The sequence below is a fragment of the Pseudomonas sp. B12(2026) genome, assembly GCF_057767015.1.
On the sequence record NZ_CM173430.1, the window covers coordinates 266,783 to 285,165 of the forward strand.

An 18,383-nucleotide genomic window follows, 5' to 3' on the forward strand; every position below is an offset into this window, starting at 1 on the left:
GCACTCCATGCGTAGAACCCTTTCCCGCCTGCTGGCGACGGCCTGCCTGTTCTGGCAGGCCGAGGCGCTGGCCATTCCGCTGCTGGACCTCGTGGACATCGAGGGCGTGCGCGAGAACCAGCTGATCGGCTACGGCCTGGTGGTCGGCCTGGACGGCACCGGCGACAAGAACCAGGTGAAGTTCACCAGCCAGTCGGTGGTCAACATGCTCAAGCAGTTCGGCGTGAACCTGCCGGCGAACGTCGACCCGCAGATGAAGAACGTCGCCGCGGTGAGCGTCACCGCCAGCGTGCCGCCGTCCTTCAGCGCCGGGCAGACGGTGGACGTCACCGTGTCCTCGCTGGGCGACGCCAAGAGCCTGCGCGGCGGCACGCTGCTGATGACCCCGCTGCAGGGCGTGGACGGCGAAGTCTACGCCCTCGCCCAGGGCAGCCTGGTGGTCGGCGGCCTGCATGCCCAGGGCCAGAGCGGCTCCAGCGTGGCGGTCAACAGCGCCAACAGCGGCCTGATCGCCAACGGCGCGACCATCGAGCGGATGATCCCCAGCGACTTCGCCATGCGCCCGGACATCATGCTCAACGTGCGCCGGCCCAGCTTCCAGACCGCCACCCAGGTGATGAACGCGGTCAACGCGCGCTTCGGCTCCGGCACCGCCACCGCGCTGGACGGCACCAAGGTGTCGGTGCGCGCGCCGGCCAGCAGCGCCCAGCGCACCAGCTTCATGGCCATGCTCGAAGGCATGGAGGTGGAGGAAGGCCGCACCCGGCCCAAGGTGGTGTTCAACAGCCGCACCGGCACCGTGGTGGTCGGCCAGGGCGTGCGCGTGAAGGCCGCCGCGGTGGCCCACGGCACGCTCACCGTGACCATCAGCGAGAACCCCCAGGTCAGCCAGCCGGGGCCCTTCTCCAACGGCACCACGGCGGTCACCCCGCAGTCGGACGTCTCGGTCAGCCAGGACAAGAAACCGATGTTCAAGTGGCCCGAGGGCACCAGCCTGGAAAGCATCATCAACACCGTGAACAGCCTGGGCGCGACCCCGGACGACGTGATGAGCATCCTCCAGGCGCTGGAGCAGGCCGGCGCGCTGAACGCCGAACTGGTGGTCATCTGATGAGCATCACCTCGCTCAACCGCCCCATCGTCCCCGCCGGCCAGCCCGGCGAGGCGCCCGAGACCATCCGCCGCGAGCAGTTGCAGGCCGCCTCCGAGCAGTTCGAGGCGATGTTCCTGCAGCAGATCCTCAAGCAGATGCGCAAGGCCGGCGACGTGCTCTCCGCCGGCAGTCCGCTGCGCAGCCGCGACCTCGACACCCTGCGCGACTTCTACGACGAGGCACTGGCCGAGCAGCTGGCCACGCGCAAGCAGACCGGCATCGCCGACCTGCTGGTGCGCCAGCTGTCCGGCGAGTCGGCGAACGCGTCCGACGCCGTCATGCTCGCCGATGGCGGCGACGCGCTGCGGCGGCCCTCGGTGTCCAGCCGCAACCCGCTGGTGGACACCTGGCAGCGCGGCGTCGAGCGGCTGTCCCACGCCTGGCAGCAGGGCACGGCGGGCTTCCGCACCCTGGTGGACAGCGTGATCGGCCAGGAGTCCGGCGGCGACGCTGCCGCCGTCTCGCCCAAGGGCGCGCGCGGCCTGATGCAGCTGATGCCGGACACCGCCCGCGAAGTCGCCGGCGAACTCGGCCTGCCCTACGACGAGCAGCGCCTGACCAGCGACCCGGCCTACAACAAGGCCCTGGGCAGCGCCTACCTGGGCAAGCTGCTGGAGCGCTACGACGGCCAGCACGTGCTCGCCCTGGCCGCGTACAACGCCGGCCCCGGCAAGGTCGACGAGTGGCTGAAGAGCAACGGCGACCCGCGCAGCGGGCAGGTCGGCCTGGCCGACTGGGTGCGCAGCATTCCCTTCGACGAGACCCGCGACTACACCCTCGGCGTGCTCCGCCGCGTGCGCGAGGCCCAGGCGCCGGCGCGCCTGCCCGGCAGCGGGCTGTCGCCGGAAAGCGGCCTGAAGAACGCGCCGCAGGACGGATTTAAGCGCTACGGCGATTCCGTCGCCTATCAGGGGAAACAGCCTGAATTTGTCGCCCGACCGGCCTCGGCGGCCTTCGCCCAGCCGATCCGCATCGAGTCGAAGGAGAGCACTTCGTGAGTAGCTTGAGCCAGATTGGCTACAGCGGCCTGCGGGCGGCGCAGATCGCCCTGACCACCTCCGGGCAGAACGTCGCCAACGCCAACACCCCCGGCTTCAGCCGGTTGAACCCGGTGCTCGCCTCGCTGGCCGGGGAAGGTGGACAGAACGTCGGCGGCGGCGTGGTGGTGACCAGCATCCGCCGCATGGCCAACGACTTCCAGAACCAGCAGCTGTGGCGCGCCACCACCGAGCAGAGCTACTACGACAGCGGCCAGCAGTACCTGTCCGCGCTGGAAGGGCTGATGGGCGGCGACGGTTCGAGCATCAGCGTCGGCCTGGACCACTTCTTCGCCGCGCTCAGCGAGGCCACCGCGACCCCCGGCTCGGTCGCCCTGCGCCAGCAGATCGTCAACGAGACCAGGAACCTCGCCCAGCGCTTCAACGGCCTGTCCAGCAACATCGACAGCCAGCTGCGCGCCCTGCAGGAGCAGCGCGGCGCCATGGTCGGCGAGATCAACGGCCTGACCGACAACCTCGCCAAGCTGAACAAGCAGATCGTCGAGGTCGGCGCCGCCGGCGGCGACACCACGGCGCTGCGCGACCACCGCGACAGCCTGGTGCAGGACCTCTCCAGGTACGCCTCGATCCGCGTCAACGAAGTGGCCGACGGCTCCCTCACCGTGACCCTGGCCAACGGCCAGCCGCTGGTCGCCGGCAACTCCGCCGGCCAGCTGGCGGTCAGCCGCAGCGCCAGCGGCGAGCAGGCCATCGACCTGTCCTTCGCCGGCACCCGCTTCCCGATGGCCCAGGACGGCATGGGCGGCTCCCTCGGCGCGCTGTACGACACCGAGTACGACGCCCTGCGGCCGAACCAGACCGCCCTGCACGAGATGGCCGGGCAGCTCGCGCAGATGGTCAACGACACCCTGGCGGGCGGCTTCGACCTCAACGGCAATCCCGGCCAGGCGCTGCTGACCTACAACGCCGGCAGCACCACCGCGATGCTCAGCGTGAACGACCTCACGGCCGAACAGCTGGCCCTGTCGGACACCGCCGGCGAGACCGGCAACAACGTCAACCTGCTGGCGCTGCTGGACCTGAAGAACCAGAGCATCAGCGTCGACGGCAGCCAGGTGACCCTCAACGACGCCTTCGCCGGCCTGCTCGGCAAGGTCGCCAGCGCCAGCCGGCAGAACCAGGCCGACCAGACCACCGCCACCAACGTCGCCAGCCAGGCCCAGTCCCAGCGCGACAGCGTCAGCGCGGTGAGCCTGGATGAAGAGGCGGTCAACCTGGTCACCTACCAGCAGGCCTACCAGGCCAACATGAAAGTCATCAGCACCGCCAAGGAGCTGTTCGACTCGATGCTCGCGGCCTTCTAAGGGCCCGCGCGAAGGAAAGCGGAATGCGGATCACCAATTCACAGATCACCGCGCTGATGAGCGGTTCGATGAACAGCAACACCTCGGCGCTGAACAAGCTGATGCAGCAGATGGCCACCGGCAAGCGCATCCTCCAGCCCTCCGACGACCCCATCGCCAGCGTGCGCATGCTGCGCATCCAGCGCGAGGAGGCGAGCCTGGCGCAGTACCGGACCAACATCGGCAACGTCTCGGGCAGCCTCTCGACCCAGGAAACCAACCTGCAGTCCGCCTCCGACGCCATGCTCAACGTGCGCGACCTGCTGCTCTGGGCGGCCAACGGCTCGAACACCTCGAAGGACCTCAACGCCATGGCCGGCGAGCTGGAGAACATCGAGAAGACCATCGTCAGCTTCGTCAACGTGCGCGACGAGGAAGGCCGCTACCTGTTCTCCGGCACCCTCAGCGACAGCCCCGCGGTGACCTACGAGCCGCTTACCGACAGCTACGTCGCCACCGGCAACGACAAGTCGCGCCAGGCCGCGGTGGCCAACGGCGTGCAGGTGGACGAGAACGTCACCGCGATCGGCGTGTTCGGCGGCAACATGGACTTCCTCAACCAGCTGCACGCCACCGTGAAGATGCTCAAGGACCCGGCGCTGGACGTCACCGATCCGGCGGTCAGCGCGCAGATCACCGCCACCATCGACAGCCTCGACGGCGGCCAGGACGGCCTGCTCGGCGCCATCACCGAACTGGGCGGCCGGCAGAACACCCTGACCATGCTCAATTCGAGCAACGAGGACGTCTCGCTGGTGAACCAGAAGATCAACGACGATCTGTCGCAGCTGGACTACGCCGGCGCCAGCATCGACCTGAACAGCTACCAGCTCGCGCTCCAGGCCACGCAGAAGACCTACCTGAGGCTCAACGGCCTGTCGCTGTTCAGCCAGCTGTAGTTTTCACGTAGGAGGGCCGGGCCGCGCCACCTGGAGGTCTGGACGCCGAAACGCGGCGCACAGCCCCGGCCCCTCCTACCTTTTACCCGTCGCCCCCGGCCCCGTTGCCGGGCAACTGCCCATCCGGTGCAGAGGTCACCATGAAGGTCATCAAGCAACTGCCGGCCGCGGCCGTCTTCGATCCCCGCGAGCGCCGCGACGTCATCCTGCCCGCCGCCGGCGGGCGGCAGAACGGCCTGCGCCAGCGCGAGGAGCAGGGCGAGAACGCCGCGCAGATGGCGCGCGGCGCGCAGAAGAACGGCAGCTTCAACCTGCAGCTCAACCAGCAGTTGTCCTCCATGCAGTCGGCCGACAGCTACCTGGGCGACCTGCAGGAGCGCCTCGGCAGCCTCAAGCTCAACCTCAGCCGCGAGCTCAGCGCGCCGCAGTCGCAGGACCGCGAAGGCGTGCGCCAGGCCACCCGGCAGGTCAACGAACTGCTGGAACAGCGCGCCCGGCGCTCCGACGGCAGCCTCGACGCCAACTTCCGCCTGCGCCTGAACGAGCCGGTGCGCAGCCGCTTCAGCCTCGAAGGCCTGGAGTCGGTGGAAAGCATCCAGCGTTCGGGCAAGGAAACCCTGCTGTTCAGCGCCGGCCGCCAGCTCGCCGAACCGGCGGCGGTGGTGCTCGACGACGGCATGAGCACCGAGCAGGTGCTGCGCCGCTTCAACGCCACCCTCGGCCAGGCCGGCATCCGCGCCGAGCTGGACAGCGATGGCGCGCTGAAATTCTCCGCTCCCGAGGCCGACTGGCAGCAGCTCAAGGGCCAGCTGGCGGTGCAGGGCGAGGGCAAGCTGTTCGCCAAGGGCAAGAACACCCGGCTGAAAAGCCAGGAGGAAGGGCTGCTGGCCTTCCCCACCGAGATCAGGACCGACGCCTTCCGCGAACAGCGCCAGCTGCTCGACTCGGTGGTCTCCGCGCTGGACCGCATCGGCGGCCTGCGCGACCAGTTGCGCCACCGCCAGGACGATATCCGCGACTTCCTCGACCGCCATGCCAGCGAGGACGAGCGTGAGTGGGCGCACGGTTTCGCCGCTTCCATGCTCGACCGCATGGGCCGGAGCGCCACGCACTACAGCGCGGCGGCGCAGACGGTGGTGGCCCAGGCCAACCTCAGCCGGTTTGCGGTGGTGAGCCTGTTGGCCTGAGCCTGCTGGCCGTCACCCGCGACGGCATCCGCGGCGCACGGATACTCATCTGGAAACCGCTTTCCGCTTTTGTAGGAGCGAGCTTGCTCGCGAACCTGCCTGACGCCGGCCCTGCCGACGGATCGCGGATAGGGTTCGCTCCTACGGTGGGATGTATCGCTTTTGTAGGAGCGGAGTTTCTCCGCGATGCTTTTGGCTGGGTGTTTCTGCGCCGCTTCGGCGTGTGCTGGGACTTCTTGTTTCGCCCCCTCGGGCGACCCACTTTGGCAAACGACCCAAAGTGGGCAAAAGTCTCTGCCCCTGCATCCGGCCCCGGCTTCGCCGGGGTTCCCTCGCTCCATCGAAGTTTCAGGGGCCCGCGTTGACGGGCCATCCCTGGCCCGACAACGCTCTCGCGGCATCCATGCCGCTCGACCCCTGAAACTCCGATTCCACTCGGCCTCCTGAAGGGGCGCTCCGGTGCGTGCGGATATTTCTCTGGAAGTCTTCAAGAGCCAAAGCCCAAAGCCACAGCGTGCCAGGGATTTGCTTGTGTAGGAGCAACTGTCTTTTACTCGAAGTCAGTTCTCCAGCAAGTGCCGTCCCGGACCATCGCATTGAGCCGTACGATCAGAACTCGCATGCAGGCCACCAACGCGACTTTGGCGCATCGGCCGTTTTCGCGTAGGCCGTGATAACGAAGAGCGAAGCTCTTCTGGTAACGAATGACCGACCAGGTTGCCATGTAGAGGATGCGTCGAATCATGCCGCGCCCTCCGCGGATACGGCGTTGCCCCGATTTCTGGCCGCTGTCGCTGTTGTAAGGGGCCAAGCCGACCAGGGCGGCGATCTGGCGACGGTTGAGTTGTCCCAGTTCTGGCAGGTAAGCCAGTAATCCTGCGACGGTTACCGGGCCTACGCCCTTGACCTGACTGAGTTGCTGGACCTGCTCGGAGTCCACCGTAGCCATGGCCTCGGCGATTTGCTCGTCATAGCTGCAAATTCTGGCCTTCAAGGCCTTGATGGCGTCCTCCAGGCATTGGCGAACGAAGGGGTCGTTGGCCTGCTGCAGGCGCCGGCGCTCATCATCGCGCTGCCCAACCAGTTGCTCGCGACGTTGCACCAGCTCTCGCAGCCGCCGGCGCTCCGGCGAAAGAACCGTACTGGGGGCTTCCTCCAGCGTTTGGGCCAGATGCGCCAGGACGGCCGCATCGATGGGGTCGGTCTTGGCCAACTTGCCCATGGCGGTAGCAAACGCCCGAACCCGTGTGGGATTCAAGCGAGAGACTGCGTGGCCGGCTCGGGACAAGGCATGCAGGACGCCTCGCTCATATCCACCGGTAGCCTCCAGCACAATGCGGCCGGGCTTCTCCTCGGCGAAGAGCGTCACTAACTGCTGATGTCCCGCTTCGTCATTGGAAACGCTCAAGCTCCTGCCCTGTGGGCGGAACCATACGGCCAGCGAGTCCTTGGCAACATCGATACCGATCCAACACGTCATGCTTCAACCCTCGTAAACTACATGGCGAGAGCGCTCTGACTGCCCACGCTTGTGGTTCGAGGTTGTACTCGTTCAACTGTTCGGGCTTTGGTCAGAGGACGGCGGGAGGCAGCTTGGGCTCCTACTCGTGCTGCTAACACTGCGGACCTGCAGCTTGCTTCCCGCCGCTCTCACCTTCGATCCTACCGAAGTCAGCAGACACAAGCGGACCTTGTCCGCGATCAGCCCCGCTCAAGAGCTTCGCGGACAAGGTCCGCTCCTACGAAAAGCATCTCGGCACAAATCATCGATGGGTATCGCTTCGCTCCACGCCATCCTACGAAGTGCAAATCCTTCAGCCGCTGCTCTTTCTGTCACACCGAAATCGCAGGCGCGCGCAGGGTCCCGTCAGGAGGCCGAGTGGAGGTATTGCGCAGAGGGGCGAGCGGCATGGATGCCGCGAGAGGCTTGAAGGGCCATGGATGGCCCTTGCAAGCCGACCCTCGGAGCGATACCGGAAGGAGGGGAGTCTGAGCGAAGCGAAGACCCGGATGCCGGGACGGGCCCTTTTGGTTCCTTTTGGGGCCCCAAAAGGAACTCGCCCGGGAGGGCGAAACCAAATCTCTCAGCACACGCTGAAGCGGCGCAGAAACACCGAACAAGACGGTGGCTACCGTACGAACAGTAAAAGCATCGCGGAGAAGCTCCGCTCCTACGAAAGCCGATCCCGCAGTAGGAGCGGACCTTGTCCGCGATCCGCCGGCAGGTTCGGCGTCAATCCGGTTCGCGAGCAAGCTCGGTCCTACACAGGCCCGGGCGGGAATCAGTACCCCGGGTACGACGAATACACCGCCTGCTCGCGCGGGTCGCCCATGAGCTGGTTGAGGATGTCATGGTGCATCGCCAGCAGCTTGCCGTTGCGCTCGTTGAGGCGCTTGCACTGGGCGGTGAGCTGGCCGAGTTGCAGCCATTCGCGCTGCAGCGCCTCGCGGCGCGGCGGCGCGTAGTTGGAGAGCAGCGTGCGCATGCCCCCGGCATCCAGCGGCAGGCCGAAGGCGCGCAGGGCCTTGCTGCGGCGCTGGGCGCGGGTGGCGACGGCGTCGAGCAGCGCCTGGATCTCCGGGTTCAGCCGCTCGATCTGCGCGCTGTCCCGGGCCAGCAGGTGGCGGTAGAGCGCCTGCAGGCTGTCGCGCAGCGCCAGGCAATCGCGGCCATCCTGCTGGACGTCCTGCTCGATCACCTGCAGCAGCCGCGCGCGCTGGGTCATGCGTCGCTGCCGCGATGGAAGGAGAGGATGCTGGTGGCGAGCATGCGGGTGTCGTTGGCCAGGTCGCCGTTCATCAGCGCACGGCGGATTTCCGCGACGCGGTCCTGGTCCACGTCGGGCATGGCGCGCAGGGTTTCCTGCATCTCCTCCAGGCGCAGCGAATCGCTGACCGGCGCCGCAGCGCCAGCCTCGGCCACTGGCGCTGCGCGCTCGCTGCGCGCGGCCTTGGCGGAGTCGCTGGTGGCCAGCGCGACGCTGGTCAGTTGCCGGGTGATTTCCATGGTGGGTATCCGAAATTGTTCTGGGCTTTCCCCAAGAGGGCGACCGCCCGCGGGAAAACTTAAATGCCGGGTTTCACGCCCGTGCCGGCGCTCACGCCTGCGCGCGCCACCAGGACTGCGCGGCGAGGCCATCCTGGATTTTCTGCTCCTGCTGCGCAAGCTGCGCCTGCCACTGGCCGGCCTTGGCCTCGATCACCTGGGCCAGCACCTTCTCGCTGCGCATGGCCGCCAGCAGCTCGCCCTGGATGCGCGCCAGGGTCTGTTCGGCCACCTCCAGCTCGCGGCGCTGCAACTGCAGCATCTTGTGCAGGGTGACCTTGTACTGCTGCTGGTTGTGCCGCTGCAGCGGGGTGCTGGTGGCCACGCTGAAGCCGCACAGGCGGTCCAGCCCGGTGATGTTGTTGCGGTAGCGCTGGCAGAGGTTCTGCTGGTAGTTGACCCGCCCGAGCAGCTCGCGGACCTTGCCGCCGCGCACGTCAGCCAGGCGGCCGAGCATCTCGATCTGCGTCTTCATGCGCGGCCGCCGACGATGCTTTGCAGGGTGGCGATGCTGCTCGCCAGCTCGGCGCCGTCCGTGGTTTCCTGGCGCAGGAAGCGCTCCAGCATGGGCGCCAGTTGCACCGAGCGGTCGGTCTTCACGTCCATGCCCGGCGTGTAGCCGCCCAGCGGGATGAGCTCCTTGATGCGCTCATAGGTGCCGCTGAATTCCTTGAACTGCCGCGCCGCCGCCAGGTGCGCCGGTTCCGCCACCTGGCTCATGCAGCGGCTGACCGAGGCGGCGATGTCGATCGCCGGGTAGTGGCCGACGTCCGCCAGGCGCCGCGACAGCACGATGTGGCCGTCGAGGATGGCGCGGGCGCAGTCGACGATCGGGTCCTGCTGGTCGTCGCCCTCGGCGAGCACGGTGTAGATGGCGCTCAGGCTGCCCCGGTCGCCTTCGCCGTTGCCGGCGCTTTCCACCAGCTCCGGGAGCATGCCGAACACCGACGGCGGGTAGCCCTTGGTCGCCGGGGGCTCGCCCAGGGCCAGGGCGATCTCGCGCTGGGCCATGGCGTAGCGGGTCAGGGAGTCGACCAGCAGCAGCACGTCCTGGCCCTGGTCGCGGAACCAGGCGGCGATGCTGTGGCACAGTTCGGTGGCCTTCAGGCGCATCAGCGGCGATTCGTTGGCCGGCGCGACCACCACCACGGCCTTCCGCAGGCCTTCCGGGCCGAGGGAGTGGAGGAGGAATTCCTGCACCTCGCGGCCGCGCTCGCCGATCAGCCCGACCACCACCACGTCGGCCTTGGTCTGCCGGGTGATCATCCCCAGCAGCACGCTCTTGCCCACGCCGCTGCCGGCGAACAGGCCGACGCGCTGGCCCTTGCCGAGGGTCAGCAGGGCGTTGATGGCGCGCACGCCGACGTCCAGCGGCTCGGACACCGGGCGGCGGCGCAGCGGGTTCACCTGCGGCAGTTCGGTGGGCAGCGGGTGGCGGCCGGCGAGCTTGCCGAGGTCGTCCAGCGGTTCACCGAGGCCGTTGACCACCCGGCCCAGCCAGGAGTGGTCGATGTGCAGCACGGCCTCGTCCGGCGCCGGGAAGACCCGCGAGCCGGAGGTCAGGCCGACGGGTTTCTTGAACGGCATGAGGTAGGTGATGTCGCGGTTGAAGCCGACCACCTGGGCTTCCAGGCGCTCGCCGTCGGCGCCTTCCACGTAGCAGCGCTGGCCGGTCATGCGCCGGCAGCCGAGGCTTTCCAGCAGCAGGCCGGAGACCCGCACCAGGCGACCGCTGACCCGCGCCAGCTGGACCGAATCCAGCGAGCGCAGCGCTTCCTCGAGCTTGAAGCCGTCGCCCAGGGCCATCTCAGTCTTCGTCCTGCAGGTGGGCGCTCAGGGCTTCCATGCAGCTGTCCAGGCGCTGCTGGCAGCCGATGTCGGCCTCCGCCTGCGCGGTGACGACCCGGCATTCGCCCAGCGCCAGGCGCTCGTCCGGCACCAGCCGCCACTTCGCCGCGCGCTCGGGGTTCAGTTCGCGGATGCGCGCGCATTCTTCCGGGTTGAGCAGGATCTGCACCTCGCCCTGTTCGCCCGGCATGGCGGCCAGGGCTTCCTCGGCGAGGGTCAGCAGTTGCGTGGGGTTGAGCGTCAGCTCGACGCGGATGACCTGCCGGGCGACCTTCTGCACCAGCTCCAGCAGCTCCTTCTGGCGCGTGCGCTGGAAGCCCTGGTGATACTCGGCGAAGGCCTCGACGGCGGCCTGCAGCGGCGCGCTGGCGTCATCGAAGCCCTGCCGGCCGGCGGCGCGGCCTTCCTCGCGGCCCTTGCGCAGGCCGTCCTGGCGACCGGCCTCGAAGCCCTCGCGCAGCCCGGCTTCGCGGCCTTCGGCCACGCCGTCCTGGTAGCCCTTCTCCAGGCCTTCCTGGAAGCCTTCGGAGATGGCGCGCTGGCGCGCCGCCGGGTCGCTGTCCCAGCCGTGGTTGTCGGCGCTGGCGGTGGCGCAGCGCGGCGGGAAGCGGTACGGGCGCCAGGCGCGGCTGTCGGCCTTGATGACTTTGATCGCCATGCCCGGTTACTCCACCGTCTGCTCGCGGAACAGCTGCACCTGCAGGTCGCCGTCGGCGGCCATCTCGCGCACCACGCCCATGATGTCCTTGCGCACCTGCTCCACGCGGCTCAGCGGCACCGGGCCCTGGCGGCGGTTGATGGATTCCATCTGCTGCATCTGGCGCTTCGGCATGGCGCCCTGGATGGCGCGCACCAGCTCGGGCTCGGCGCCCTTGAGGGCGACCACCCATTCGTCCAGCGGGATGACTTCCAGCAGGGTCTGCAGCACTTCCTGGTTCTGCCGGGAGAGGATGAAGAAGTCGTACATCTCGTCCTCGATCTTCTCCACCAGCGTGTCGTTGTGGGCGCGCAGCAGCTCGAACATCTGGTTACGGTCGCCCTTGAAGCGGTTCATGATGTCCGCCGCCTGCTTCACCCCGCGCACCTGCGAGCCCTGGGTGGAGAGCACGCGCAGGCTGCGCTCGATCAGCTGTTCCAGCTCGGCGATGACGTCGCTGTTCACCTCGCTGAGGTTGGCGATGCGGAACAGCAGTTCGTCCTGGCGTTCGGCGGGCATCGATTCGAGCACGTCGGTGGCCATGCCCGGCGGCAGGAAGGCGAGGAACACCGCCTGCATCTGCGCGTGTTCCTTGGCGATCAGCGCGGCGAACTGCTTGGGGTCGATCCACTCCATGCGCGCCATCTTCGAGCGGATTTCCTCGCCGTAGATGCTGTCCAGCAGGTTGCGCGTGATGTCGCTGCCCAGCGCCTTGCCGAGCATGCCGGCGAGGTAGGAGCGCGAGGCGCCCTTGATGCTGGACTGCAGCTTGTAGTCGTCGAAGAAGCGGCCGATCACGTCGGAGACGGTGTTCTGCTTGACGTTCGACAGCCGCGCCATCGCCTGGCTGATGCTGACGATCTCCTCGCGGCTGAAATTGCGCAGGATGCCGGCGGAGGCTTCGTCGCCCATGCTCAGCATGAGGATCGCCGCCTGTTCCAGCGAGCTCACGGCGCGCATCTGCGGGACGCGCTTTTTGGTTTCTTCAGGCAGGCTCGTGTCGGTCATTGCGGCCAATCCAGTGCTTGATCACTTCCGAGACCCGTTCCGGGTCGTTCTTCGCCAGCATCTGCAGATGCTCGATCTGGTGTTCCAGGCCCGAGCCCGGCGCCGGCAGGCGGATTTCCGAGAGCGGGTTCAGCTCGCCGAGCACGTTGAGCCCGCCGACGCTTTCATTGGCCAGCGCCAGGCGCCGCTCGGCGTCCAGGGCCAGCGGGTAGTCGGCGGCCTCGGGCAGCGCGGCGCTGGCCGCCGGCTGGGCGCGCCGGGTCAGGCCGCGGACCGCCGGGCGCACACCCAGCAGCAGGAACAGCAGGGCGATCAGGCCGAGCACGCTGTAGCGCACCAGGGCCTGCAGGGCGCTGCTTTCCCACCAGCGCTCGCTGGACGCCTGCACCGGCGCGGCGGCGAAGGGGAACACGCTGAGGGTGAGCAGGTCGCCGCGCTGGGCGTTGAAGCCCACGGCGCTCTTGACCATGGCTTCGAGGTCGGCGCGGGCCTTGTCGGTCCAGCCGCCCTCGGGCGCGGTGGCGGCGTTGATCACCACCGCCACGCTCTGCTGGCGCAGGGCGAAAGCCGGGTACTTGATGTGGGTGACGCTCTGGTCGAAGTCGTTCTGCCGGGTGGTTTCGCTGCGGGTCGAGGTGGCGGCCTTGTTGTCGGTCTTGGCGACCTTGCCGTTGCCGGGCGGGGCCGGGTTCTGGGCGGCGGCCGGGTCCTGCGGCTGCGCTTGCGGCGGCGGCTCCGGCGGACGGTTGCTCAGCGAGCCGGGCACGCCGAGGGCGAGCTGGTCGAGGGTGGTCTCGTTGCGCTGGGTCTCGCTGCGCAGGCGCGGCGCCTCGCCGTAGCTCTGCTGGGTTTCTTCCTTCTGGCTGAAGTCGATGTCGGCGGACACGCTGATGCGGTAGTTGCCCAGGCCGAGCACCGGCGCCAGCACTTCCTCGACGTTGCCCACCGCCTTGCGCTGGTAATCGTCCACCGCCTGCCAGTTCTGCGCCGGGCCGCCGGCGCCGTTGATGCCGCGCGAGAGCAGCACACCGTTCTGGTCGACCACGCTGACGTCTTCGGGCTTGAGTTCCGGCACGCTGCCGGCCACCAGGTTGACGATGGCGCCGACCTGCTCCGGGCTCAGCCGCTGGCCGGGCGCCAGTTGCAGCAGCACCGAGGCCTTGGCCGGGTCGCGGCGGCCGACCACGAAGGAGTTGCTGTCCTCGCGGGCGACGTGCACGCGCGCCTGCTCGATGCCCTTCAGGCCCATGATGGTGCGGGCCAGCTCGCCTTCCAGGCTGCGCTTGAAGCGCACGTCCTGGAGGAAGTGGCTGGTGCCCAGCGGCTCGTCCTTGTCGAACAGCTCGTAGCCGGCCGGCAGCGAGACCTTCACGCCCTTGGCCGCCAGCAGCATGCGCGCCCGCGCCAGGTCTTCCTCGCGCACCAGCACCTGGCCGCTCTGCGGGTGCAGGCGGTAGGCGACGGCTTCGGCGTCCAGCACCTGCATCACGTCGGCGGCCGGGTAGGCTTCGCCGGCGCCGTAGAGCGGGTGGAAGGCGCCCTGGTCGCGCCACAGGTAGTAGACCACCGCCGCCGCCAGCAGGGCGGCGCCCAGGGCGATGGCGAGCAGGCCCAGGCGCGGGTCGAGCTTGAGTTTGTCGAGCGCCAGGCGCCCCTTGAGAGTCTGCAGCACTGTCAGTCCTTACAGCGGCATGCGGATGATTTCGTCGAAGGCGCCGGTGAGCTTGTTGCGCACCTGCATCAGCGCGGAGAACGACACGCTGGCCTTCTGGCTCTGGATCATGGCGCCGACCAGGTCGTCGCTTTTGCCGCTGTCGACGGCGGCCATGGCGTCGCTGGCCTTGTGCTGCTCGGCGTCCACCGAGCGCATCGCCTGCTCGAAGCTGGCGCCGATGCCCTGGGCCGGCGCGTCGCCGGCAAGCTGCGCGGCGGGCTGGATGGTCGGGCCACCGGCCAGCTCGGCGTAACGGTTCATCCGCTCCAGCATGTCCTGCTGGACCCGCATGATCGAACTCATGGAAGGTCTCCCCCGGGAAACGAAATCAGAACTGCACCTGCACGCCCTGCTCGCGCATCGCGTTGAGCCGGTAGCGCAGCGCGCGGGTGGTCATGCCCAGGCTCTCGGCGGCCTTGGTCTTGTGCCCGCCGAAACGGCGGATGGTGTCGATGACGTGCTGGTACTCGGCGAGCTTGCCGCTGGCGCGCAGCGCGGCGCGGCCGCCTTCGGCGGCCAGCGGGATCACCGCGGCGACGGCGGTCGCCGGCAGCTCCGGCGCGGCCAGGCCGAGGTCGCGGGGCTGGATGAACAGGCCGTTGCGCAGCACCAGGGCGCGTTGCAGGGTGTTTTCCAGCTCGCGCACGTTGCCCGGCCAGTCGTGTTGCAGCAGGGCGCGGGCGGCGGCTTCGGTGAGCAGGTCGTGCTCGGCGTCCTGCGGCGCGTACTGGCGGATGAAGCGGCGCGCCAGCGGCAGCACGTCTTCCTTGCGCTCGCGCAGCGGCGAGATGTGCAGCGGCAGCACGTCGAGGCGGAACATCAGGTCGGCGCGGAAGCGGCCTTCGTTGACTTCGGCCTGCAGGTCGCGGTTGGTGGCGGCGATGATGCGCACGTCCAGCTCGATCTCGCGGCGTCCGCCCAGGCGCTCCACGCGCTGCTCCTGCAGCACGCGCAGCAGCTTGGCCTGCAGCGCCAGCGGCAGTTCGCCGATCTCGTCGAGCAGCAGGGTGCCGCCGTTGGCCAGTTCGAACTTGCCCGGCTGGGCGTTCACCGCGCCGGTGAAGGCGCCGCGCTCGTGGCCGAAGAGGATGGATTCGAGCATCGCCTCGGGGATCGCCGCGCAGTTCACCGCGACGAAGGGCGCGTCCGGGCTGGCGATGCCGTGGATGTAGCGGGCCAGCAGTTCCTTGCCGGTGCCGGTCTCGCCGGTGACCAGGATCGGCGCGCGGGTCTGCGCCACGCGCTGGGCCATGGCCAGCAGGCGGCGACCGGCCTGGGAGCGGGAGACGAACAGGTCCTGGGCGGCGCTGGAGGCTTCCTGGCGGCGCAGCAGGGCGGCCAGCTGGCCGGCGCCGAAGGGGGAGAGCAGGTAGTCGACGCAGCCCAGGTCGAGCAGGGTGGCGGCCTTGTCCTGCTCGTCGTAGCCGACGATGGGCACCAGGTCACGCTCGCTACCGTCGCTGAGCAGGGCGCCGACCTGGGCGTAGAGATCGGGGGCGGGGAACGCGCCGGCGAGGATGAACAGCAGTGCGGCGTCGCTGCGCGCGCGGGCCAGTTCGGTGAAGCCGGCGAAGCGCTCGACCCGGCAGCCTTCGGCCAGCAGCGCCTGCAAAAGCAGGGCATGGGCGGCGTCCGAGGACGGCCCGATGATCGCAACTTTTTTCTGCGCAGGCCGCTCTTCGAGCAGCGTCTCACATAATTGGTCGATCGACTGGCTTAAACTGGTCACTGCAACTTTCCATTCGCTAGTGCGTGTTACGCCAGTCAGTCGTTCGATCGCGAGCGTGCCCGATGATGATTGTTCGGGGACTGCGGAATCTTTCTCTGCGCTGGACGTCTCACGGGTGGCATTGCAACAACTTCGTCATCTATAAAGAAGTGCTGCAACCGGAACCAACCCGCCCACACTAACAAGTGCTGGCATTGCGCCATAGCTTCCCGCCGATTAATTAAGCTCAATAGACAAAAAGTTTCGTCAAAAACTCTATTTGATATCTATTGATTTAATCAGGCGGCCCCGCGGCGCTATCATTTTGCCATGTCAGTAGCCCGTAACGCTTGAATCACGGGGCTCGACGAACCATAGATCATGCCTTGAGCATGGGCCGGCGGATTTCCCCGGCCGTGACACTTGTGTGTCACTGGGCAGATGGCAGATCGAACCTGGAAGTACGACGCTGAGCATGACTGGCAAACCAAAAGTTCACCATGGCGTGCCCGCCGATAGTCTGATCCGACTGAAACCGCAGAAACTCGGCCGGCATTATCACAGGATTCCGCAATACATCAAAGAGATCTCCGGAAAGTATCCGCGGATCATCAGCGACTATTTCCTGCGGCATTATCGAATCAATCTCGAACTGGATAGCCTGCAGATTCACGAGGAACTTCCCCGTGAACTGGAATGCCTGTTCGATTCGCCCCTGGGCAAGTTCGGTTTCGCCATGGACCGCGCCCTGCTCACCGAAGTCATCGAGTGCTATTACGGCGGCACGCTGGTGCCCAACCGCGATACGCCGCCGATCAGCAGTTCCGAGCAGCGCATGCTCGAACGCCTCGGCCTGGACGTGGTGGACCTGTTCGGCCGCGCGCTGCTGATGGGCGAGTCGGTCGGCCGCCTGCAGCAGATCGACCCCACCTACGAAGAAGTGCAGTGGGAGTACGTCGCCGAGTTCAGCTACGTCAGCCACCTCACCGGCGAACGCTCGTCGCTCTACCTCTACCTGGACAACCCGCTGGCGGACGAACTCACCCGCCGCCTCGCCGGCCCGCCGCCACCGCGGGTGACCGGCAACCCGGTGGAGAACATCAAGCACCTGCCGCTGCGCCTGGACTGCGTGGTCGCCGCCGCGCGCATGCCGCTGTCCCAGGTGCTCGCCCTGGAGCCGGGCGACGTGCTGGCGATCCGCCCACTGGAGCGCGTCGAGGTGCGCGTCAACCGGCAGAAGCTGTTCCGCGGCGCCATCTTCGAAGACGACGGCACCCTCTTCCTCTCCTCTCTGGAAAGCGTGAAAAACCCATGACTGGCCCTCTCTCCGACTCCGAGTTCGAGTCGCTGATCAACGACGGCGACCTCAGCCTGACCCAGGACGCCGCCGATATCCCCGCCGAGGCCGTGCGCGCGCCGCTGCCGCAGCAGGAGCTGAGCTTCTTCGGCAAGATTCCGGTGAACGTCACCCTGGAAGTCGCCTCGGTGGAGATTTCCCTGAAGGAGCTGATGGATGTCGACGCCAACAGCGTGATCATCCTCGACAAGCTCGCCGGCGAGCCGCTGGACGTGAAGGTCAACGGCGCGCTGTTCGCCAAGGCCGAGGTGGTCGTCATGAATGGCAACTACGGCCTGCGCGTGCTCGAACTGTGCGGCGCCAGCCTCGACGCCCTCACCGCATGAGGCTGCGCCGCTCCCTGGCCTGGCTCGTCCTGCTGGCCGGCGCCCTGTGCCCGCTGTATGCGCAGGCGGCCGGCGGCGAGGTCACGCTGTTCAATCTCCACGATACGGCGGACGGCCAGGCGTTCAGCGTCAAGCTGCAGATTCTCATCGTCATGACCCTGCTGGGCTTCCTCCCGGCGATGCTGATGCTGATGACCTGCTTCACCCGCTTCGTCATCGTGCTGGCCATCCTGCGCCAGGCCATCGGCCTGCAGCAGAGCCCGCCGAACAACGTGCTGGTGGGCATCGCCCTGGTGATGACCCTGCTGGTGATGCGCCCGGTGTGGCAGGACGTGTACGCCAACGCCTACCAGCCCTTCGAGTCCGACCAGATCAGCCTGGAGGAGGGCCTGGGCCGCGCCAAGCAGACCCTCAGCCGCTTCATGCTGGCGCAGACCAACCGCACTTCGCTGGAGACCATGGTCTCGCTGGCCGGTGGAACCGTGCCGGCGAAGCTGGAGGAGCTCGACTTCTCCCTGCTGCTGCCGTCCTTCGTGCTCAGCGAGCTGAAGACCGCGTTCCAGCTGGGCTTCATGATCTTCATCCCGTTCCTGGTGATCGACCTGGTGGTGGCCAGCGTGCTGATGGCGATGGGCATGATGATGCTCTCTCCGATGATGATCTCGCTGCCGTTCAAACTGATGATCTTCGTGCTGGTGGATGGCTGGGCCCTGATGATGGGCACGCTGACCAGCAGCGTGCAGCCCTTCTAGAGACCGCCGCCCATGCTCACCCCGGAAAGCGCCGTCGATATCGTCTCCAACGCCGTGCACATCACCGCGCTGATCGTCTGCGTGCTGATCGTGCCGAGCCTGATCGGCGGCCTGCTGGTCAGCATTTTCCAGGCGGCCACGCAGATCAACGAGCAGATGCTCAGCTTCCTGCCGCGCCTGCTGATCACCCTGGGGATGCTGGTGTTCGCCGGGCACTGGATATTGCGCACGCTCTCGGAGCTGTTCATCGAGTCGTTCCACCAGGCGGGCCGGCTGGTCGGCTGATG

At 67.6% G+C, this 18,383-nt stretch carries 19 protein-coding genes; 9 read left to right on the forward strand and 10 right to left on the reverse strand.

Going from position 1 to position 18,383, the window contains the following annotated elements; genetic code table 11:
• Positions 1 to 7: 7 nt before the first annotated feature.
• The 5 genes from AC3B6A_RS01275 to AC3B6A_RS01295 all read left to right on the forward strand — a co-directional run bounded on the left by AC3B6A_RS01275 (position 8) and on the right by AC3B6A_RS01295 (position 5,640).
• Positions 8 to 1,111, forward strand: a complete 1,104-nt coding sequence (locus tag AC3B6A_RS01275) for a flagellar basal body P-ring protein FlgI (protein WP_488400525.1) — start codon at positions 8 to 10, stop codon at positions 1,109 to 1,111.
• Positions 1,111 to 2,151 carry a lytic transglycosylase domain-containing protein gene (locus AC3B6A_RS01280; protein WP_488400526.1) on the forward strand — a complete coding sequence of 347 codons (1,041 nt, stop codon included), beginning with the start codon at positions 1,111 to 1,113 and terminating at the stop codon, positions 2,149 to 2,151. Before AC3B6A_RS01275 ends, AC3B6A_RS01280 begins: the two co-directional genes overlap by 1 nt.
• Positions 2,148 to 3,515, forward strand: coding sequence for a flagellar hook-associated protein FlgK (gene flgK / locus AC3B6A_RS01285; protein WP_488400527.1), 1,368 nt, complete (start codon positions 2,148 to 2,150; stop codon positions 3,513 to 3,515). The genes AC3B6A_RS01280 and flgK overlap by 4 nt, the downstream gene beginning before the upstream one ends.
• A gap of 23 nt (positions 3,516 to 3,538) precedes the next feature.
• Positions 3,539 to 4,453 (forward strand): flagellar hook-associated protein FlgL, encoded by a 915-nt coding sequence (flgL, locus tag AC3B6A_RS01290; RefSeq protein ID WP_488400528.1) that lies wholly within the window; start codon positions 3,539 to 3,541, stop codon positions 4,451 to 4,453.
• Positions 4,454 to 4,593: 140 nt separating this feature from the next.
• The gene (locus AC3B6A_RS01295) at positions 4,594 to 5,640 is read left to right on the forward strand and encodes a hypothetical protein (protein WP_488400529.1); all 1,047 of its coding nucleotides are present in this window, start codon (positions 4,594 to 4,596) and stop codon (positions 5,638 to 5,640) included.
• 550 nt (positions 5,641 to 6,190) lie between these two features.
• On the opposite strand, the gene AC3B6A_RS01300 is transcribed toward AC3B6A_RS01295, so the two are convergent.
• The 10 genes from AC3B6A_RS01300 to AC3B6A_RS01345 form a co-directional block, all read right to left on the reverse strand.
• A complete protein-coding gene (locus AC3B6A_RS01300) occupies positions 6,191 to 7,120 on the reverse strand; it encodes an IS110 family RNA-guided transposase (protein ID WP_488399089.1) in 930 nt (309 codons plus the stop codon).
• Positions 7,121 to 7,922: 802 nt separating this feature from the next.
• Positions 7,923 to 8,366 (reverse strand): flagellar export chaperone FlgN, encoded by a 444-nt coding sequence (gene flgN / locus AC3B6A_RS01305; RefSeq protein ID WP_488400530.1) that lies wholly within the window; start codon positions 8,364 to 8,366, stop codon positions 7,923 to 7,925.
• Positions 8,363 to 8,647 (reverse strand): flagellar biosynthesis anti-sigma factor FlgM, encoded by a 285-nt coding sequence (gene flgM, locus AC3B6A_RS01310; protein ID WP_488400531.1) that lies wholly within the window; start codon positions 8,645 to 8,647, stop codon positions 8,363 to 8,365. The genes flgN and flgM overlap by 4 nt, the downstream gene beginning before the upstream one ends.
• Positions 8,648 to 8,738: 91 nt before the next feature.
• On the reverse strand, positions 8,739 to 9,161 hold the full coding sequence (locus AC3B6A_RS01315) for a flagellar FliJ family protein (RefSeq protein WP_488400532.1): 423 nt from the start codon (positions 9,159 to 9,161) through the stop codon (positions 8,739 to 8,741).
• Complete coding sequence (fliI, locus tag AC3B6A_RS01320; protein WP_488400533.1) at positions 9,158 to 10,492, reverse strand: flagellar protein export ATPase FliI; 1,335 nt, start codon at positions 10,490 to 10,492, stop codon at positions 9,158 to 9,160. Before fliI ends, AC3B6A_RS01315 begins: the two co-directional genes overlap by 4 nt.
• A 1-nt stretch (position 10,493) precedes the next feature.
• Positions 10,494 to 11,192: a flagellar assembly protein FliH gene (fliH, locus tag AC3B6A_RS01325; protein ID WP_488400534.1), complete on the reverse strand. Its 699-nt coding sequence runs from the start codon at positions 11,190 to 11,192 to the stop codon at positions 10,494 to 10,496.
• 6 nt (positions 11,193 to 11,198) lie between these two features.
• Positions 11,199 to 12,239, reverse strand: a complete 1,041-nt coding sequence (locus tag AC3B6A_RS01330; RefSeq protein WP_488400536.1) for a FliG C-terminal domain-containing protein — start codon at positions 12,237 to 12,239, stop codon at positions 11,199 to 11,201.
• Complete coding sequence (gene fliF / locus AC3B6A_RS01335) at positions 12,217 to 13,911, reverse strand: flagellar basal-body MS-ring/collar protein FliF (RefSeq protein ID WP_488400537.1); 1,695 nt, start codon at positions 13,909 to 13,911, stop codon at positions 12,217 to 12,219. The genes AC3B6A_RS01330 and fliF overlap by 23 nt, the downstream gene beginning before the upstream one ends.
• Positions 13,912 to 13,920: 9 nt before the next feature.
• A complete protein-coding gene (fliE, locus tag AC3B6A_RS01340; protein WP_488400538.1) occupies positions 13,921 to 14,256 on the reverse strand; it encodes a flagellar hook-basal body complex protein FliE in 336 nt (111 codons plus the stop codon).
• Between the two features lie 25 nt (positions 14,257 to 14,281).
• A complete protein-coding gene (locus tag AC3B6A_RS01345; protein ID WP_488400539.1) occupies positions 14,282 to 15,682 on the reverse strand; it encodes a sigma-54 interaction domain-containing protein in 1,401 nt (466 codons plus the stop codon).
• Between the two features lie 454 nt (positions 15,683 to 16,136).
• Here AC3B6A_RS01345 and AC3B6A_RS01350 point away from each other — a divergent pair, with 454 nt between their 5' ends.
• Genes AC3B6A_RS01350 through AC3B6A_RS01365 form a run of 4 tightly spaced genes read left to right on the forward strand, consistent with a single transcriptional unit; the run spans position 16,137 to position 18,381 of the window.
• A complete protein-coding gene (locus AC3B6A_RS01350; RefSeq protein ID WP_488400540.1) occupies positions 16,137 to 16,976 on the forward strand; it encodes a FliM/FliN family flagellar motor switch protein in 840 nt (279 codons plus the stop codon).
• Entirely contained in the window at positions 16,973 to 17,344 is a 372-nt protein-coding gene (locus AC3B6A_RS01355; protein ID WP_488400541.1) for a FliM/FliN family flagellar motor switch protein, read from the forward strand. The genes AC3B6A_RS01350 and AC3B6A_RS01355 overlap by 4 nt, the downstream gene beginning before the upstream one ends.
• Complete coding sequence (fliP, locus tag AC3B6A_RS01360; RefSeq protein WP_488400542.1) at positions 17,341 to 18,096, forward strand: flagellar type III secretion system pore protein FliP; 756 nt, start codon at positions 17,341 to 17,343, stop codon at positions 18,094 to 18,096. Before AC3B6A_RS01355 ends, fliP begins: the two co-directional genes overlap by 4 nt.
• Positions 18,097 to 18,108: 12 nt before the next feature.
• A complete protein-coding gene (locus AC3B6A_RS01365; RefSeq protein ID WP_045213351.1) occupies positions 18,109 to 18,381 on the forward strand; it encodes a flagellar biosynthetic protein FliQ in 273 nt (90 codons plus the stop codon).
• Positions 18,382 to 18,383: the final 2 nt, after the last annotated feature.

What these genes read in the sequence shown, in the direction of transcription:
- AC3B6A_RS01350 (WP_488400540.1), top strand. Translation starts at nt 16,137, where the DNA reads ATGACTGGCAAACCAAAAGTTCACCATGGCGTGCCCGCCGATAGTCTG.
- AC3B6A_RS01315 (WP_488400532.1), bottom strand. Translation starts at nt 9,161, where the DNA reads ATGAAGACGCAGATCGAGATGCTCGGCCGCCTGGCTGACGTGCGCGGC.
- AC3B6A_RS01355 (WP_488400541.1), top strand. Translation starts at nt 16,973, where the DNA reads ATGACTGGCCCTCTCTCCGACTCCGAGTTCGAGTCGCTGATCAACGAC.
- flgL (WP_488400528.1), top strand. Translation starts at nt 3,539, where the DNA reads ATGCGGATCACCAATTCACAGATCACCGCGCTGATGAGCGGTTCGATG.
- fliP (WP_488400542.1), top strand. Translation starts at nt 17,341, where the DNA reads ATGAGGCTGCGCCGCTCCCTGGCCTGGCTCGTCCTGCTGGCCGGCGCC.
- fliI (WP_488400533.1), bottom strand. Translation starts at nt 10,492, where the DNA reads ATGGCCCTGGGCGACGGCTTCAAGCTCGAGGAAGCGCTGCGCTCGCTG.
- AC3B6A_RS01295 (WP_488400529.1), top strand. Translation starts at nt 4,594, where the DNA reads ATGAAGGTCATCAAGCAACTGCCGGCCGCGGCCGTCTTCGATCCCCGC.
- AC3B6A_RS01280 (WP_488400526.1), top strand. Translation starts at nt 1,111, where the DNA reads ATGAGCATCACCTCGCTCAACCGCCCCATCGTCCCCGCCGGCCAGCCC.
- fliH (WP_488400534.1), bottom strand. Translation starts at nt 11,192, where the DNA reads ATGGCGATCAAAGTCATCAAGGCCGACAGCCGCGCCTGGCGCCCGTAC.
- fliE (WP_488400538.1), bottom strand. Translation starts at nt 14,256, where the DNA reads ATGAGTTCGATCATGCGGGTCCAGCAGGACATGCTGGAGCGGATGAAC.
- AC3B6A_RS01275 (WP_488400525.1), top strand. Translation starts at nt 8, where the DNA reads ATGCGTAGAACCCTTTCCCGCCTGCTGGCGACGGCCTGCCTGTTCTGG.
- flgM (WP_488400531.1), bottom strand. Translation starts at nt 8,647, where the DNA reads ATGGAAATCACCCGGCAACTGACCAGCGTCGCGCTGGCCACCAGCGAC.
- AC3B6A_RS01300 (WP_488399089.1), bottom strand. Translation starts at nt 7,120, where the DNA reads ATGACGTGTTGGATCGGTATCGATGTTGCCAAGGACTCGCTGGCCGTA.
- flgN (WP_488400530.1), bottom strand. Translation starts at nt 8,366, where the DNA reads ATGACCCAGCGCGCGCGGCTGCTGCAGGTGATCGAGCAGGACGTCCAG.
- AC3B6A_RS01330 (WP_488400536.1), bottom strand. Translation starts at nt 12,239, where the DNA reads ATGACCGACACGAGCCTGCCTGAAGAAACCAAAAAGCGCGTCCCGCAG.
- AC3B6A_RS01365 (WP_045213351.1), top strand. Translation starts at nt 18,109, where the DNA reads ATGCTCACCCCGGAAAGCGCCGTCGATATCGTCTCCAACGCCGTGCAC.